This window comes from Streptomyces viridosporus, from assembly GCF_002078235.1.
GTDB classification, from domain to species: Bacteria; Actinomycetota; Actinomycetes; order Streptomycetales; family Streptomycetaceae; genus Streptomyces; species Streptomyces viridosporus.
On the sequence record NZ_MSGP01000288.1, the window covers coordinates 1 to 17,350 of the forward strand.

Sequence of the window (17,350 nt, forward strand, 5' to 3'; positions counted from 1 at the left end):
GCAGGCCGCTTCCCGCAACGCCTTCGTGGCCCTGGACGGGACCCTCCTGCCGATCGACCGCATCGCCGCCGGCCGGCCCTTCTGCTCCGGCAGGCACCAGGGGGCACGGCCTGGACGTGCAGGTCCGCGCCGACCCGGCAGGCGGGCTGCGGTGGGCCTCGCCCGCGCCGCCCGGCGCCGTCCACGGCATCCGCGCGGCCCGCGCGCACGGCATCGTCGACGCTCTGGCCGGAGCCGGCATCCGCTGCGGGGTGGACCAGGGATGCCAGGGCGACGGAGGCACGGTCCGGCTGCCCTGCTGCGGCCGGTGGGAGAGGCCGTCCGCAGGGCGGCGGGAAGCCGGCCGCGCCCACGCGAAGACCCGCGCCCTCGGCGAACAGGCCATGGCCACCCTCAGGACCTGGCGGCTCCTGCGCAAGCTGCGATTTCCCACCACCCGTATCACCAGCCTCGGCCAAGCCGTCCTCACCCTCCACTTGACCTGCTCAAACGAAGGTTGAAAACGGCTCATCGGGAGATCTGCCCATCCCTCAACCCGCCAAAGAATTTCGTGAATTCCGAGACAACTCAACTGTCCGGGGATGATAGATTTTCTTGATGGATAAAAGGTCCTGCCAGGATATGGCAGCAGTGCTTGCTTTCCAGATGTGGTTCAATTCGCTCGGAACTCGGTCCGAGCCACCAGAAACCTCCCGATTCATCGGGGAAGACGTCGAACTGCGGTGGCTCGACTCCGGTCTGTGCGTGGAGCGCGGCGCCGAGCATGTCCGAGAAACGCTGGCGAATGCGACGCCGGAGCACCATCTCTCCCTGTGCGCGGTGGAAAGGCGTGACGGGTGCTTATCAGGTCTGTTCCGTCCGGCTACCTTCGGCGGAGAAACGGAACTCCAGGTCATAGCGGAAGGTGGCCGGGTGACTCGAATTCTCGTCGTGATATCCCCGGAGCGGGGTTGGGTCACCCGGTTGGCACGTAGCCGGGTCCGGCAGCTCTCGCCGGAAGGTGGCGGTCTGGCTTCCGGGAGTGGCCGTCGATGAGGGCGCCGGCCGGGACAGGTGTCCCGGCCGGTCGCACTCCCGGGCATCAGCCGTTCGCGGCCGTCTCACGCATGTGGTCGGTGACCGCCTTGCCCAGCTCGGCTGTCGTGACGGACGGCCCTGACCCACTGATGTCCGCGGTGGCGCAGGTCGGGATCGTGGCGAGGACGGCTGCCTCGATGAGCTCCCTGGCGTCGGTCCTGTGGAACGCGTGCTCGCACATCATCGCCACCGACAGGATCGAGCCGAGGGGGTTGGCGATGTTCTTCCCGGCGATCATCGGTGCCGTCCCGCTGACCGGCTCGTAGAGACCGAAGCCCCGGTCGTTCAGACTCGCGGACGGCAGCAGGCCCAGTGAACCGACGAGCCCTCCGGCGAGATCGCTCAGGATGTCTCCGAACAGGTTCGGCGCCAGGATCACGTCGAAGTCCGCCGGCCGCAGGCAGAGCTGGGCAGCCATGTTGTCCACGTAGAAGTCGTCGAAGACGACGTCGCCGTACTGCTCGCGCAGCGGCGTCAGAACCTTCCACCACACGGAGAACACGGGGCCGATCGCGTTGGACTTGTGTGCGAAGGTCAGCCTCTTGCGCCTGCGGCGAGCCTCCTCGAAGGCCACCGTCGCGATGCGCCGGGCCTGGGACTCGTCGTAGTACATCTCCTGTGACGCCCACTCGCCACCGCTTCCGTGGCCCTGCCGCTGCTTGCCGTAGTAGACGTCGGAGGTCAGCTCTCGTACGACCAGCAGGTCCGTTCCGTCGATGACCTCCGGCCTGAGCGGGGAGACGCTGCTCAGGCTCGGGTACGACCGCACCGGGCGAAGGTTGGCGTACAGGTCGTAGCGTTCCCTGAGCAGACCGATCGGCTCGGACGGGACCGCCCCGAACAGGATCGCCGTGTTTCCCTCGGCCTGCCCCTCGTCGCAGGCCCGTAACGCCTCCGCAGAGATGTAATCCCCGCTTTCCTGGAACGCGCCCTCGCCCACGTCGAATTGCCGCAGCTCCAGCTCGAAGCCACATATTTCGGCCGCGGCGGTGAGGACACGCACGCCCTCACGTGTCACCTCCGGCCCGATGCCGTCGCCCGGCATCACGATCACGTTCATGGGCATGCCGTCATTTCCCGTCCGTGATGTAGCCGTGCAGCGCGGTGTGCCCGGCCGTCATGGAGGACGCCAGATAGACCGAGGCGTTGGGGGAGCCCATCCTGCCCCGGAAGTTCCGGTTGATCGTCGCCAGGCAGACGTCGCCGTCCCCCAGGACGGCGCCGTGGGCGCCGAAGCACGCCTTGCAGCCGGGCGATTCCACATTGACGCCCGCCATCACCAGGTCCTGAGTGATGCCCTGCACCGTCATCGCCCGGTAGACCGACATCGTCGCGGGCACCACGACGACCTGGATCCCCTTCGCGATCCGGTTTCCGCGTACCACGTCGGCGAATATCTTGATGTCCTCGAATTTGCCGCCCGCGCATCCGCCGACGTACACCTGGTCCACCTTGATGCCCTTGCCGACGACTTCGCTCAAGGGCACCCCGTTGTCCGGCTTGTGCGGCAGGGCGATCATCGGCTCGATGTCCTCCGCCTGGTAGGACACGACCCTTTCGTACTCGAAATCCGGGTCCGGCGTCACCGGCTCGTACGGTCGTTGGGCGACCTCGGAAAGGAACTTCTCCACCTCCGGGGTCAAGGTCATGATGCCGTTCATGGCCCCGCCCTCGACCACCATGTTGCAGAGCGAGGTCCGCTGGTCCAGCGTCAGGTCGTCGATGGTCGACCCCGCCCACTCGATCGCCTTTCCGGACGCGCCACCCATTTTGATGTCGCTCAGCAGCCGCAGCATGATGTCCATCGCCTGCACATTCGGCTGCAGCCGGCCGTTGATGCTCACCTGCATCACCTCGGGCACCGAGAACCAGAGCCGACCGGTCTTGAGCACGGCCGCCATGTCCACGATGCCGACGCCGGTGGCGAGCGCGTTGAACGCTCCGCCGGTGACGGTGTGCGAGTCGTTGCCGACCAGGAGTTCGCCGGGCAGCGTGAGGCCCTGCTCGATCAGGACGGTGTGCGAGACGCCGTAGTTCGGACCGTACGGGAAGTAGTGCTGGATTCCCTGGGCCGCGGCGAACTCGTCCATGATCTTGACCAGGTTGCGCGACGCGGGATCCTTCGCGGGCACCAGGTGGTCCTGGAACAGGGCGACGCGGGAGGGGTCCCAGACCTTCGCGTCCTGGCCGAAGCCGTTGTAGAAGGTCTCCGTCAGCACGGCTATCCCCGGGTCATGGGTGAAGCTCATGTTGATGCGGGCCTCGATGAACTCTCCGGACTCGACGTGGTCCCTTCCCGCCTGACGCGCGAAGATCTTGTGGGTCATGCTCTGCGGTGTCATCGCTGATCTCCTTGCTGAAGCGCGTACGGAATCAGGCCTCCGGCGTTCATGATGGAAAGAAGCGGGCCGAAGTCCTTGAACGTGTGGGTCTCGCCGGCCACCGTGCAGCGACGTGCGTCGAGATCGACCTCGACGGTCTCGTCGTGGACCGACTCGTCGAAGTCGTGGTCGATCCGGATCGGGAGCAGAATGCCCATGTTGATGCAGTTGCGGAAGAAGATGTTCCCGAAGGTTTTCGCGATGACGACCTGCACGCCCGCGAGGCTCAGGGCCTGCGGCGCCGTCTCGCGGCTGGAACCGCAGCCGAATTCCCGGCCCGCGACGATCACCTGGTAGTCCGAGCGGCCCGTCTTCTCATTGACGAACGGGACGACGCCCTGGTAGTCGATCAGCGCGATGCGGGCGAGCTGCTCGTCACTCTCTATCGGCTCGAACCTGCCGGGCGCCATGAGGTCCGTGTTGACGTAGTCCCCGCAGTGGTAGGCCTTGCCTGTCAGTAGGTTGCGCACTGGCACTCCTTGCCCTTCATGGATGGGATGGCTTCTTCCGCGGTTGGTCCGTGGTCAGGGGCGAGCCCGGTGCTTCCCGCACCAGTGGCGCGGCCAGCAGGATGGCCGGGAGGGCGAAGACGGCGCCGACCGACACCACCGCCCAGGACACGCCGATCACAGGAGTCAGGAACCCGCCCAGCGATCGGCCCGCCAACTGGCAGGCGTCGCCGACGGAGAGCACCGTCGCGTAGTACCGACCCGTGTACTCCGCGGGCACAAGGTGCTGCACCTCGGTGAAGAAGAGGACCGTGGCGGCCGATTCGAGCGCGCCGGCGATGAACATCAGCAGCACCGCGCCGGTGGCGCTGCCGGTCCAGGGGAGGATGAGCCAGGCCACCCCCTCCAGGACGCTGGCCACCACGTACACGACCCCGCTGCGGTACCTGCCCAGCATCGGTGCCAGCGTGGCACCGGCGATGCCGCCCAGCCCGAGAGCCCCGAACAGGTAGCCGAGCAGGCCGGGCACATCGCGGAACTCGCCCAGCGAATAGGCGGCCAGCAGGACGGTGCCGGCCCCGAACGCGAGGTAGTACGTCAGAACGGTCACGGTCAGCGCGGTGAGCCGCGGACTGCCCCGCAGGAACCCGGCGACGCTCCGGACGCCGCCGACCAGCTCCCCGGCCCAGTTCGCAGGGCGCAGGGCCGCCGCGATGCCCGCCGTGCGGTTCCCCGGGTCGGGCTCGACCGGCGCACGGCTGGAGATCCGGACGAAGAACAGCGTGGCGATCAGCGCCATGACGCCTTCCAGCACGAAGATCCAGGAAAGCCCGACGAGGGCGATGCCGGGCCCGGCGACCGCGGGGCCGATGAAGCGGGCCAGCCTCTGAGCGGTGACGACCAGGCCGTTTCCGCTCATCTCGGAACCGGCGTCCATCACCCGCGGACGCAGCGCGAGCGCCGCGGGCACGACGAACATGTAGCCGATGCCCACGAGCACGGCCAGTACCTGGACCTGCCACAGCGCCGTGGTGAGCGGGAACAGAGCGACCATCAGCCCGCTGAACACCGCACTGGTGACGAGGACGTCACGGGGGTTGTTGCGGTCGACGATGTTCCCCACGGCAACGCCGAGGAAAATGTTCGGGAGGGCCACCAATCCGGTCGTCAGCCCCACGTTGAGACCGAGCCCATGACGTTCGATGACGAAGAGGGGGATGGCGATCCAGGTGGCCCACTGTCCGACCTCCATCAGGAGCACCGAGACCACGAGCCTGCGCAGGTTGGCGTTACGGCGTAAGAGCTGGAAGAGGGCCAGGGCTTCGGCGGGCTTCCCGTCCGATCCGGCTCTCGGCTTCGATTCCTTGGCAGCCATCACCGGACCCGGCGCACCTGCGCCCAGCGCCGGTACGGCCGCACCGCGGCCTCATCGGTCTCGTCGGACACGAAGCAGACCGGCCGCAGCCGGCGCGCGGCACCGGCCAGGTCGCCGGCGGCCGGCGGGGCGTACGGGGCGTCCCCAGCGGCGGGCAGCTGCTCGAAGCGCAGCACGGGCTGCCGCAGGCCGGGCATCTTGTCCGCGACGAGCCCGCAGCCCGGGTCGCCCAGCATGCCCGTCGGCACCGTGCCCCCCTCGAGGCGCAGCTCGACGAATCCCGCATCGCGCAGCCGGTCGGGATCGGGATCGCGCCGGTCGGCGCGTAACACGTGTGCTCCCGCCGTCCGGGCCTGGCGTTCGGCCTCCGTGAGTAACCTCGGGTCGTCGCAGACGCTGAACCCGGCCTCTTCGAGGTCGGTCAGTTCCATGGTTCTTTCTCCCGCATCAGACTCCCTTGTAAGGGCAGGCATCGACTGGGAACTCCGTCAGGTCATCCGGCAGGAAGTACTGCCGCCACTTGGAGTCGACCTGCCGTTCCGCGGAACCCAGATGGGGATGCGGGGGCAGTTCTTCGTACGCGGCCAACCTGTCACGGACGGCTTTCTTCGCCTTCTGGCCCGGCGGGGTGTTGCCGGCCAGGCCCTCGAAGATCCGCCTGGTCTGGAAGACTACGGTCAGGCAGTGGCCGATGGCCCTGCTGCGCCGCGCGACATAGGCCGGGCTGCACATGAAGGTGAACCACGGCTCTCCGGCGAAGCACCAGTCCCATTTCGGATCCGTCGGATCGCGCGGGGAGTCGTCCGGCCAGGGCGACCGGTCATGGGCCCGCAGGTCCTCCAGCAGACGCCAGAACCTCTCTCGGTCGTGGTCGAGGTCCGGGACCTCTGCCGGCGGACCCACGAACACCGCGAGCGACTGGCGCCGCGGCCCGGTCCATGCCTTTTCCCGGAAGGCGCGCAGAGTCTCCGCCAGCCTTTCTACCCCGTGCGCGCGCGGCAGCCGCGCATCCAGTGCGGCGAAGCTGTTGTGGCCGTTGTTCTGCGCGCTGACTCCGAAGATGCACGGGAATTTCGCGGACTCGTCCAGCATCGTCAGGTCGAACGCCCGAAAAGCGGGTACGACCCAACTCCACAGCGGATCGGCCGAGTCCGCCTGCTCTATCTGTTCCGCGGTCCACAGCTCTGCCTGGGACACCTGGTTCAGGATCCCTTCGCTGCATGCTGCTTGTACCATGCGATGATCTCATCCTCGTACAGGAGACGATGCTGCTTCTTGGCGTAGGCCAGGAGTTCCTCGGCCGTGCCCTCGGAGGAATCCATGTTCCCCTTCTCCAGTACGTACTTGGCGTTGGCCATGCCGCTCGTCGGGCCCACGCCGATGTCCTGCACCGCACCGAGCTTGCTCGCCGGAATGCTGCTGAAGACGTAGTCCTCGAAATCCGTGCCGATGTCGGCTGCCTTCAGGACCGCGGCCGCATGGGTGCCGGTGCAGGTGGCGAACGCCTGCTTGCCCACGAGCGGCATGTTCACCGGAATCGGGAATTCCGTCGCGGCGGACAGCTTCTTGAGGTAGGGGATCAGGCCCTTGACGTCGAAGTTTCCGACGCCGTTCTGATAGAGGTACATGATGACCTGTTCCAGGGCGGTGTTCCCGCTCCTCTCGCCGATCCCCAGGAACGCCCCGCCGACGATGTCGGCCCCCACCTCGACGGCGGCGATCGAGTTCGCCAGTCCCAGGCCCCGGTCGTTGTGCCCGTGCCACAGGATTTTCACGTCCGAGCCGCGGTCCTTGATGATCGACTTGACGAAACCCACCAGTCGATGGACCCCCGCCGGCGTGCTCTCGCCCACCGTGTCGCACACCGCGATGCTGTAGGCCGAATGCTGCACGGCCAGCTCGACCATCGCCCGGAGCTCTTCGGGTGGGGTCCGGCTCGCGTCCTCGACGCTGAAGGAGAAGGGCAGACCGACCTTTTCCAGGTACTCCATCGTGCCGGTGATGCGCTCCATGATCTGGGACATGTCCCACTTCTCGACGTAGCGCCGTATCGGGCTGGTGCCGATGAAGAAGGCGGCGCCGACGTCCGCGCCGAAGTGGTCACGCAGCCGGAGTATCGGCTCCAGGTCCTCCTGCACCGCGCGACCGAGGAACCAGGGCATGAGGGGCAGGTCGTCGTCCGCTATGACCGACAGCAGGCGCTGGCTGTCCGAGAACTCCGCGGGCGAGCTGGCGGGGAAGCCCAGGACCGCGTGACGCGCTCCGATGCCGGCCGACATCCGGATCAGCTCGGCCTTCTCCTCAACCGTGGGCTTGCGGATGAAGCTCCCCTGCAGGCCGTCCCTCAAGGTGTCGTCCTCGATCTCGACGGACCTCTGGTCGCCAGGAAGCGGCTCGTTCCAGGTGAAGAGAGTCTCCCCGATGTTCGACATACTCACTCCCGCGTTTTTCGGCAACGGCATTGCGCTACTGGCGGCCCATGCATGTCGCCGGACGGTCGATTTCAGGTGCACTGATACGCAGAATCTGGGAACGCAAGGGAACGCACCGCAGTCTCCTCGAGTGTGCCGCCATCGTGCGACGGCATACGAAATCGAGGAGTTATCGCAGGGCAGGCCCCGGAGCTCCGGAAAAAGGTGTGGTTGTCCAGTTCACGATCGTCCGGGGGCGAGTGAAGTTCGCGCCGCGGAGTGCCTGCCTAATGATCCTGTCCCCCACGATGGCGGGTCCCTCTCCGTAGATCACGATGGAACAGACTCACTCATGCTTCATACAAAATTACAACCTGTCAACGACAGGAACCAGACAAGTGGAACAGTGCTGTCGACATGTCTGAGCGGTTAGTCGGGGCTGGTGGGCACCGTGGGAGCGGCGTCGTGGCTCATGTCCGAAAGCTGACTATGGCCGGATCCCGTGGCCAAAAACCCCCGGTCGGCAAGGGCACCTTGCCGATCACGAAACTCCTGTTGCACGATTGACAGAGTCTCACTCGAGATGAAGTATGAGCAGGCCCCTTTCGCTTTGATCTTCGGAGGGATCTCCCATCGTGGGGATAAGGTCACCAGGTATCCAAGTAGAGCAGGGCATTTCGCGGCGCGGCCCCCGTTGCCGCCCGAACCCGCTGTAGCCGACCTTCCGGGCATAACCGGCATCAGAGTTCGACTTCATTTGTCAGCAAGTCCCTGCCCTTTTCCTGCTCAAGAGACCGTACACGCCGACATCAATGTGCCTTGAGTCAGCTGCGTACAAGTGACTCCGGAAGGAAGATGCGGACATGAGCGCTGTGGCTGGAAAGCCGACCGAGCCGGTCGTCAACATACACAACGAGTGGGACCCCCTCGAGGAGATCATCGTCGGTCGGCTCGAAGGATTACTGATTCCCGCCTGGGAACCGGACATGCTTGGCTGCATGTATGAGGACTACTTCGACTTCTACAAGACCCGGGGCGGCGAGGAGTGGCCGGCTGCGGAGATCCGGGCCGCTCAGCGGGAGCTCGACGAGCTGATCTCCATCCTGAAAGGCGAAGGCGTCACCGTACGGCGTCCCGACCTCAGGGACTACGGCGGGGAGCTGCGGACACCGCACTGGCGCGTGCCCAACGAACTGGGTGTGGCCAACCCGCGCGATTCCCTGCTGGTGATCGGCAAGGACATCATCGAGACGCCGATGGCGTGGCGGAGCCGGTACTTCGAGACGTTCGCGTTCCGGTCGCTGATCAAGGAGTACTACGAACGCGGTGCCAACTGGGTCGCCGCCCCCAAGCCGGAGTTGCGAGACGACCTCTACAAGGAGTCGTTCACCGCCGCCGGTCCGGGCGAGCCGCCCCGGTTCGTCCTCAACGAGCAGGAGCCGGTCTTCGACGCCGCGGACGCCATCAAGTGCGGGCGCGACATCTTCATGGGACTGAGCAGCACGTGCAACGAAGCCGGCATCGAGTGGCTGCAGCGCTATCTCGACGCCACGCATCCCGATACCTACCGGGTGCACCGGCTGGTGTTCAACGATCCGCACGCCATGCACATCGACGCGACCTTCTACCCGCTGGCACCCGGGAAGCTGCTGGTGCATCCGGAGCGGGTGACGTCGATACCGCGCATGTTCAAGAACTGGGATGTGCTGAGGACTCCCGATCCGTGCGTCCCGGACTCCTACCCCCTGTACTTCTCCAGTAAATGGATGAACGCCAACGTCCTCATGCTGGACGCCTCGCGGGTGATCGTGGCCGCCGGGGAGGTCAACACGATCAAGGCGTTCAAGGACTGGGGGCTCGAGGTGATCGAGTGCCCGTTCTGGAACTTCAACAACTTCGGTGGCTCGTTCCACTGCGCCACCCTGGACATACGGCGCCGCGGCAGCCTGGAGAGCTACTTCTGACCGGGCGGTACGGAAAAGCGGTACGGAAAAAGAGAGAAGGAATGGACCAGACATCGGTCTTCGACTTCGTCCTGCGCAAGAACGCGGACCTCATCTCCTTCGCGTTGGGCCTGCCCAACCCGGACCTGTTTCCGGTCACCGAGCTGACCGCCGCGGTCGATGCCGTGTTCAAGAACCCGGGTGACGTCTACCAGTACGCCAACCCGCTCGACGAGTTACGCGGGCACATCGTGCGGCTGATGGCCATGCGCGGCGTGACCTGCGCGCCGGAGCAGATCGTGCTGACCAACGGCGCTCAGCACGGGATCGACATGGCCGTGCGGCTGCTGTGCGGCTCCGGCCGCCCGATCGTGCTGGAGGACATCACCTACACCGGCGCGCTGTCGGCCGTGCTGGCGGGGGACACCCCCGTTCACACCATCGGCACGACGGGGAGCTTGGCCGGGGCGGTGGGCGACCTGGTGCGTGCGGGCGTCCGTCCCGGCGCGATGTACGTCATGCTCGAGGGACACAACCCGCTCGGTGTCAGCCTGCCCGAACCGGAGCGCCAGGCGCTGGTCGCGCTGGCGCGGGAGAACGCGTTCACGCTCATCGAGGACGACGCCTACGGCTTCCTGCAGTACGACCACGAGCCGAGACCGGCACTTCGCTCGGTGGAGGACCGATGGGTGTTCTACGTCGGGTCCTTCTCCAAGATCATTAGTCCGGGGCTGCGGGTCGGATGGATCGTGGTGCCCGACGGACTCGTCGACCAGGCCCTCGTCGTCAAGGAGGCGTCCACGCTCGAGGTCGCCACCCCGGGCCAGTACATCGTGAGCCACCTGCTGAACCAGTGCGACCTGGCCGCGCACATCGGCGTCCTGCGACGCGAGTACGCGCTACGACGCGACGCCATGCGGCGCTGCCTCGAGGAGGTCCTGCCGGCCGGGACGCCCTTCTCGCGCCCCGATTCGGGGATGTTCTTCTGGGTGGAGTTGCCGGAAGGCGTGGACACCGGGGAGCTGCTCAAGGTCGCGGTGGCCGAGTACGGGGTGTCCTTCGTACCCGGCGATCTCTACCTCTCCGGCCCGCAGCAGGCGAAGCGGAACTATCTGCGGCTGTCCTTCTCCTGCGTGTCCCCGGCCGAGATCGAGGCCGGAGTCGAACGCCTGGGGCGGCTGTTCCGTGACCGCGGCATCGCTTAGGAGGGACAGAGATGTTCACCGACCCGGACATGTTCTCCGACGTGGAACTGCCGGATCTGTCGGCCACCGAGCTGGACGAGATCGTCGGCCGCTTCCCACACGCCCGTCGGCTACTGGAGGTGGACGGCACGGTCGACGGCTACTACGCGGGACTCACCGTCGACGGCAGCACCTTCCAGGCCGACCGGGCGGACATCTTCCTGGCCGTCCTGCGGCGGCACATCGACGACCTGTTCCCGCCGGGCACGTCCACGGGCGTCATCGACCAACTCACGCGCTCGCCGCTGCTGTCCGCGGCCGAGCACATGGCCAGCATCACCAACCCGGAGAGCCTGAACGTGGTCATCAACCAGGCCCTCTACCGACGGCAACGGGAGCAGGCGTACGTGCTGTCGCTGCCGATCACGGCGATCAGGCTGGACAACATCCTGCTGTCCAGGGATCTGTTCGTCGGCGACCGCAGGGTGCGCCTGCTGCCCTCCAAGTACCGCGACACGCTGGCCACGGACGCCCCGGCAGTCGACGGCGCGTTCGTCGAGCGCAACCTCAAGGCGGTCGTGGCGGACGGGCCTCCCGCCATCCGGGCCCGGGCCGCCGATCTGCGGGACTGGTGGGAGCGGGCCTATCGCGACATCTCCTCGCTGGACGCGCTCTGGAAGCAACTGGTGGTGCTGAACCACTCCTACTGGAAGGAGCTCGTCCGCACGAACCACTGGGACCTGCCCGACGAGTACGTCACCGTCCCGATGTGCGTCCTGGTCCGCGACGCGATGATCGAGGAGTTGGAGGCGGGGCGCGACGGCTGGTTCTACGAGATGATCTTCGATCCCGCGACGCGCGACGCCGTGTACCGCACCTTCGACGGCGTCCGCTCCTGCTGGGACTCGCAGACCAGGTCCGGGACCTTTCTCTTCTGGACGACGAACAGGAAGGGCGAGCCGCGGGCGATGGCCTACGAGGCCGGCACCCTGCAGTCGACCGGGGTCGCCGGCACGCTGCCACTGAGCCGCGAGAGCGTGGTGGAGGCGCTGAGGTCGGGCGCCCTCTATCCCGGCACGTTCCTGGTGATGGCCTACCTGGGTTTCTATCTCGGGCTGCAGTTGTTCGGCGGTATTCTCTGCGCCCAGTTCTATCCCGAGATGTATCGACGAATCACCCAGGGAAACCCGTTGGGATTGTCCGTCGCGGATCTCCAGACCATCGAAGCGGCACGCACCGATCTGTACGTCAACTTCGAAAGGCGCAAGCTGTCCGATGGCGGCTTGCTCAAGTTGTGGTATCCGCAGTCTGCCGACGCCTATGACGAATATCGCGACCGGTCCTTCCGCCGCGAGATCATGGGCTGCATGGGATATCTGCTGGAAATGGCCAGGAAGGGCGAGGGGGATTAGACGGAAATGGCCGAGGTGGATTTCTCGCAGGTTTCGGACATCGAAGAACTGCGCTCGATACTGAACGAGATCGACAACAGTCTGCTCCGGGTGATCGAACGCCGGATCGCCTGCTGCATACGCATCGCGGAGTACAAGAGAGAACACGACGTGCCGATGATGCAGCCTCACCGGATCGAGGCCGCACATCGCAGGGCGGACGACTTCGCCGCCGCCACCGGCCTCGACCCCGACTTCCTGCACAAGTTGTACGACCTGCTCATCGAGGAATCGTGCCGGGTCGAGGACTTGGTGATCGACGGAGACCCGGAACGATGAGAACGCTGCTGATCGACAACTACGATTCGTTCACCTACAACCTCTACCAGATGCTGGCCGAGGTGAACGGACGGCCTCCGGAAGTCGTCCAGAACGATTCGGGCCGCCCGCTGTCCGCGTTCGGAGACGTCGACAACATCGTGATATCCCCCGGCCCGGGGCGGCCGGAACGGCCGCGCGATTTCGGGATGAGTGCGCAAGCGATCCGGGAAAGCGGCGTCCCGGTCCTCGGGGTCTGCCTGGGGCACCAGGGGATCTGCCACTTGTTCGGCGCCGACATCAAGCTCGGTGAGGAGCCGATGCACGGCCGCGTGTCCCGCATCCACCACGTCGGGGAAGACATCTTCAGCGGCATACCGTCGCCTTTCGACGCGGTTCGCTACCACTCGCTCGTCGCGACCCGCATCCCCGAGGAGGAGTTACGCCCGATCGCGTGGACGACCGACGGCGTCAACATGGGCGTGCAGCACCGCACGCTGCCGATCTGGGGAGTGCAGTTCCACCCGGAGTCGATCTGCTCGGAGCACGGTCTGCAACTGCTCCGGAACTTCCGGCGGCTGACCGAGGAGCGCGCGGGCAGCCCCGCGCAGCCGGCCCCCACGACGGTGCCCGGGCGGCGAGAGCCCCAGCGGGCGCCCACACGCCGGTCCGGAGACCGTGGGGGACCGGCACGGTATTCCCTGCGCACCAGGAAGATCGGGCTGTTACCGGATGCGGAGGCCGCGTACAGGAAGCTGTTCGCGGGCGCCGAGCACAGCTTCCTGCTGGACAGCGGCGGGACGGCGACGGGAATGTCGCGCTACTCGTTCATGGGCGACGGGACCGGGCCGCACGCGGAATTCGTCACCTACCGCATCGCAGAGCGCGTCGTGACCGTCGATCGCGCCGGACAGCGCACCCGGCGGCAGGAGTCGATCTTCGACTATCTCGACCGGGAACTCCGGGAGCGGGCGATCGAGCACCCGGGACCGTTCGGGTTCGCCCTGGGGTACGTCGGCTACATGGGATACGAGCTCAAGGCCGAATACGCGGGCCGCGCAGCCCACTCCGCGCCGGAGCCGGACGCGGCCCTGCTCTTCGCCGACCGCGCCCTCGTGCTCGACCACGTGGAACGGGTCAGCCACCTGATGTGCCTGGCGGCACCGGGCGAGGAAGCGGCTGCGGACCAGTGGCTGGACGCCATGGCGCGCCGGGTCGGGGAGCTCGACCCAACGGCCCGGCCCGGAGAGGTCGCCACCCCACCGCTGCTCTCGGCGGGCGACGACGCCTCCGCGCTGCCGGTGACGTTCCGGCACTCGAGGCGGGAGTATCTGGATCTCATCGCCGAATGCCAGCGGGAGATCCGGGCGGGCGAGTCGTACGAGATCTGCCTGACGAACATGGCCACGGCACCGATCTCGATCGACCCCCTGGCCACGTACGCACAGTTGAGGCGGATCAGCCCGGTGCCCTACGGGGCGCTGCTCAGGTTCCCCGGCCTGTCGGTGCTCAGTGCCTCCCCCGAGCAGTTCCTCCGGGTCGGCGCCGACCGTACGATCCAGGCCAAGCCGATCAAGGGCACGCGGCCGCGCGGGGCCACCCCGGAGGAGGACGAGCGGCTCCGTCTCGAGCTGATCAAACTCGAGAAGGAACGCGCCGAGAACCTGATGATCGTCGATCTGCTCCGCAACGACCTGGGCCGGGTGTGCGAGATCGGCAGCGTGCACGTCCCCCACCTGTTCGCGGTGGAGTCCTACGCACCCGTCCACCAGCTCGTGTCCACGGTCCGAGGCTCCCTCCGGTCCGGTTCCTCGACCATCGAGGCGTTCCGCGCCGCGTTCCCCGGCGGGTCGATGACCGGGGCGCCCAAGATACGGACCATGGAGATCATCGACCGGTTGGAGGCAGGGCCGCGGGGCATCTACTCGGGGGCGCTCGGCTACTTCTCGCTCAACGGCGCAGCCGACTTCAGCATCCTCATCCGTACGATCGTCGCGACCGAGGACCAGGTGAGTTTCGGTGTCGGCGGCGCCATCACCGCGCTGTCGGATCCCGCCGAGGAGTTCGAGGAAACCCAGGTGAAGGCCCGAGCCATGCTCAGGGCACTCACGCACAGCCGGCAAGCGACGGCCTCGCCCCCCGCGGGAGGTCACCGTGCCCATGAACGGTGAGCTGCCGCAGCCCCGAGAGGCGGCCGCCGGTCCGCTGGCCCGGGCCGTGGTGGTCGGTGGCAGCGGAGCTGTCGGGCACATGTTCGCGGAGCGGCTCGCGGCCTCCGGGCTCGCCGTGGTCTCGGTCGACATCGCCCCGGTGGGCCGCGCCCCGATCGCCGGGGTGCGGCGGATCGCCGGCGACGTCCTCCGCCCCGAGCCGCCGATCAGGCACGAGGTGGCGGCCGCCGATCTCGTGGTACTGGCCGTACCGGAGAAGGTCGTGCTGGACGCCGTACTCCCGCTGGCGGCGGCGATGCGCCCTGGGGCGGTACTGGCCGACACCACGTCGGTGAAGGGCACCGTCGTCGATCGCACACTGAGCGCCGTGCAGGAGGCGTCGGGCCGGGGCGGCGAGATCGAGGCGGTGAGCCTGAACCCGATGTACGCCCCGTCGCTGGGGCCGCGAGGCCGGCCGGTCGCCGCGGTCCGCCTCAAGGACGGCCCCGGGGTGCGCGCGCTGCTCGGCCTCATGGAGTCGTGGGGCGCGCGGATCGTGCCGGTCGAAGCCCGCGAGCATGACCGGCTCATGGCCGCCGCCCAGGCGGCGACGCACGCGGCCGTGCTCGCTTTCGGGCTCGCCCTGCGGCAACTGGGCGTCGGCGTCGCCGAACTGAGCGCGCTCGCGCCCCCACCGCACACCGCGATGCTCGCGCTGCTGGCACGCATCACCTCCGCCGCGCCCGAGGTGTACTGGGACGTCCAGACCGGCAGCCCGGACGCCGAGCAAGCGAGGGCTGCGCTGAAGAACGGTGTTGAAACGCTCATCGCGCTGGCGAGAGACGGCGACGAGGCCGCGTTCGCCGCGACCGTCGCCGAACTGCACGCCTACCTGGGCGCGGACGCCCCCCGCCTCGCCGACCTGTGCGCGGACATGTTCCGCCGCCACGGTCAGCCGACGTGACGGTGCCGCTCGACAGCCTCCTGCGAAACCACTGATCAGCGTCCACTTCTCGGTGCCGGTGCACCACGCCCCTCTTCACCCGGTCGACGAGCCCGGACGACCACTGACCAGAAATCGAACTGATCTGTCCAGGAACTGATCTGTCCAGGAGGCAGTGAGATGGCAAGCGGCAACCCCGAGGTGTACGAGAAGGAAAACCTCAGGCGAGATCTCAAGAGCCGGCACATCCAGATGATCGCCATCGGCGGCACGATCGGTACCGGCCTGTTCTACGGCTCCGGTTGGGCTGTGGCGACCGCGGGTCCGGCGGTCATCGTGACCTACGTCGTCGGGGCCGTGGCGATCTACTTCGTCATGCGTGCCCTGGGCGAGATGTCGGTCGAGGAGCCCGTCTCCGGCGCCTACGTCTCCTACGCGAACCGGTACATCCACCGCTTCGTCGGCTTCCTGAACGGGTGGAACGCGTTCGTCTTCCTCCTCGCCACCAGCGCGGCCGAACTCAACGCTCTGGGCCGCTTCGCCCAGTACTGGTTCCCCGGTCTGCCGATCTGGGTGACCGGTGCGGTCACCGTCACCGTGATGTTCGCCGTCAACGTCATCGGTGTGAACTTCTACGGCGAGTCGGAGTTCTGGTTCGCGATGATCAAGGTCGTGGCGATCGTGGCCATGATCCTCTTCGGCGCGGGCATGGTCTTCTTGGGAATCGGCCACGGCGGCCAGCCGATCGGCTTCGGCAACCTGGTCGACCACGGCGGCTTCTTCGCCCACGGCTTGACCGGAGTGGTCCTGGCCCTGGTGATGGTCGCCTTCTCGTTCGGCGGTGTGGAAACCCTCGGGATCGCGGCGGGTGAGGCGAAGGACGTCACCAAGACGATGCCCAAGGCGGTCAACGCCACCTTCTGGCGGTTGATGATCTTCTACGTGGGTGCCGTCGCCGTTCTCATCACGATCTTCCCCTGGACCGAACTGGACGGTGAGGGCAGCCCCTTCGTGACGGTGTTCTCCGAGATCGGCATCCCCGCCGCGGCGAGTGTCATGAACCTGGTCGTGATCACAGCCGTGCTGTCGGCAGTGAACGCGAGCGTGTACGCCAACAGCCGCACCTTCTACAACCTGTCGCTGCAGGGCAACGCGCCGTCCTCCCTCGGAACCGTCAACCACAGGAACATCCCGTCCCGGGCGGTCAGCCTGGTTTTCGCCACCATGTTCGCGAGCGTGCTGCTCAACTTCCTGATACCCGACCAGGTCTTCGAGATCTTCTCCTCGGTCACCGTCTTCGGGCTGGTGTGCGCCTGGGCCTCCATCATGGTCAGCCACCTGAGATTCCGCAGGATCAGGATCCGCAACGGCCAGGAGGACCAGATCCGCTACAAGATGCCGTTCCATCCCTACGGCAACTACCTCGCCCTGGTGTTCGTGGCCGCGGTTCTGGTCTGCATCGCCGTCCTGCCGGAGACACGCACCTCGCTGTACGTCTCGGGCGGCTGGGTACTGGTGGTGTTCATCGCCTACAAGCTCCACACGAGGACCGGCAGGAGCCGGCCGGAGCCGTCCTCGGCCGCGACCGAGAACGCACACCTCGGCTGAACGCGGCTCACCCCGGAACGCCGCCGCTGGCTTCGTCGCGGGCCGCGGGCGCCGTGTTCTTCCGCCGGTCGGCAGGCCGGGTGCCGCGCAGGTCGAGGGCGGAGACCGCCGCCCCCAGCA

Annotated in this window: 14 protein-coding genes and 1 pseudogene; 8 read left to right on the forward strand and 7 right to left on the reverse strand. The window is 67.0% G+C overall.

The window, feature by feature from the left end:
- Nucleotides 1–500, forward strand: a pseudogene (locus B7L92_RS20630) (transposase family protein); the annotation flags it as partial.
- Nucleotides 501–1,081: 581 nt separating this feature from the next.
- Here the strand turns inward: B7L92_RS20630 and B7L92_RS20635 are convergent.
- Genes B7L92_RS20635 through B7L92_RS20665 form a run of 7 tightly spaced genes read right to left on the reverse strand, consistent with a single transcriptional unit; the run spans nt 1,082 to nt 7,795 of the window.
- Nucleotides 1,082–2,143, reverse strand: coding sequence for an isocitrate/isopropylmalate dehydrogenase family protein (locus B7L92_RS20635; protein WP_081238988.1), 1,062 nt, complete (start codon nt 2,141–2,143; stop codon nt 1,082–1,084).
- Between the two features lie 4 nt (nt 2,144–2,147).
- The gene (locus B7L92_RS20640; RefSeq protein WP_081238989.1) at nt 2,148–3,419 is read right to left on the reverse strand and encodes an aconitase/3-isopropylmalate dehydratase large subunit family protein; all 1,272 of its coding nucleotides are present in this window, start codon (nt 3,417–3,419) and stop codon (nt 2,148–2,150) included.
- Nucleotides 3,416–3,928 carry a LeuD/DmdB family oxidoreductase small subunit gene (locus tag B7L92_RS20645; protein ID WP_081238990.1) on the reverse strand — a complete coding sequence of 171 codons (513 nt, stop codon included), beginning with the start codon at nt 3,926–3,928 and terminating at the stop codon, nt 3,416–3,418. Before B7L92_RS20645 ends, B7L92_RS20640 begins: the two co-directional genes overlap by 4 nt.
- 16 nt (nt 3,929–3,944) lie before the next feature.
- A complete protein-coding gene (locus B7L92_RS20650; protein WP_081238991.1) occupies nt 3,945–5,282 on the reverse strand; it encodes an MFS transporter in 1,338 nt (445 codons plus the stop codon).
- Nucleotides 5,282–5,713 carry a hypothetical protein gene (locus B7L92_RS20655; RefSeq protein ID WP_081238992.1) on the reverse strand — a complete coding sequence of 144 codons (432 nt, stop codon included), beginning with the start codon at nt 5,711–5,713 and terminating at the stop codon, nt 5,282–5,284. Before B7L92_RS20655 ends, B7L92_RS20650 begins: the two co-directional genes overlap by 1 nt.
- Before the next feature lie 16 nt (nt 5,714–5,729).
- Nucleotides 5,730–6,479 (reverse strand): YqcI/YcgG family protein, encoded by a 750-nt coding sequence (locus B7L92_RS20660; RefSeq protein ID WP_159461052.1) that lies wholly within the window; start codon nt 6,477–6,479, stop codon nt 5,730–5,732.
- A gap of 5 nt (nt 6,480–6,484) precedes the next feature.
- Nucleotides 6,485–7,795 carry a LeuA family protein gene (locus B7L92_RS20665; RefSeq protein ID WP_143626360.1) on the reverse strand — a complete coding sequence of 437 codons (1,311 nt, stop codon included), beginning with the start codon at nt 7,793–7,795 and terminating at the stop codon, nt 6,485–6,487.
- A 761-nt stretch (nt 7,796–8,556) separates the two neighbouring features.
- On the opposite strand from B7L92_RS20665, the gene B7L92_RS20670 reads away from it, so the two are divergent.
- The 7 genes from B7L92_RS20670 (at nt 8,557) to B7L92_RS20700 (ending at nt 17,230) form a co-directional block, all read left to right on the forward strand.
- The gene (locus tag B7L92_RS20670; protein ID WP_081238995.1) at nt 8,557–9,657 is read left to right on the forward strand and encodes an amidinotransferase; all 1,101 of its coding nucleotides are present in this window, start codon (nt 8,557–8,559) and stop codon (nt 9,655–9,657) included.
- Nucleotides 9,658–9,698: 41 nt separating this feature from the next.
- Nucleotides 9,699–10,841 (forward strand): aminotransferase-like domain-containing protein, encoded by a 1,143-nt coding sequence (locus tag B7L92_RS20675; RefSeq protein WP_081238996.1) that lies wholly within the window; start codon nt 9,699–9,701, stop codon nt 10,839–10,841.
- Between the two features lie 11 nt (nt 10,842–10,852).
- A complete protein-coding gene (locus B7L92_RS20680) occupies nt 10,853–12,232 on the forward strand; it encodes a hypothetical protein (protein WP_081238997.1) in 1,380 nt (459 codons plus the stop codon).
- 6 nt (nt 12,233–12,238) lie between these two features.
- A complete protein-coding gene (locus B7L92_RS20685) occupies nt 12,239–12,550 on the forward strand; it encodes a chorismate mutase family protein (RefSeq protein ID WP_081238998.1) in 312 nt (103 codons plus the stop codon).
- A complete protein-coding gene (pabB, locus tag B7L92_RS20690) occupies nt 12,547–14,700 on the forward strand; it encodes an aminodeoxychorismate synthase component I (protein ID WP_081238999.1) in 2,154 nt (717 codons plus the stop codon). Before B7L92_RS20685 ends, pabB begins: the two co-directional genes overlap by 4 nt.
- Nucleotides 14,690–15,643, forward strand: a complete 954-nt coding sequence (locus B7L92_RS20695; protein WP_081239000.1) for a prephenate dehydrogenase dimerization domain-containing protein — start codon at nt 14,690–14,692, stop codon at nt 15,641–15,643. The genes pabB and B7L92_RS20695 overlap by 11 nt, the downstream gene beginning before the upstream one ends.
- 159 nt (nt 15,644–15,802) lie before the next feature.
- A complete protein-coding gene (locus tag B7L92_RS20700) occupies nt 15,803–17,230 on the forward strand; it encodes an amino acid permease (protein ID WP_081239001.1) in 1,428 nt (475 codons plus the stop codon).
- Nucleotides 17,231–17,350 lie beyond the last annotated feature (120 nt).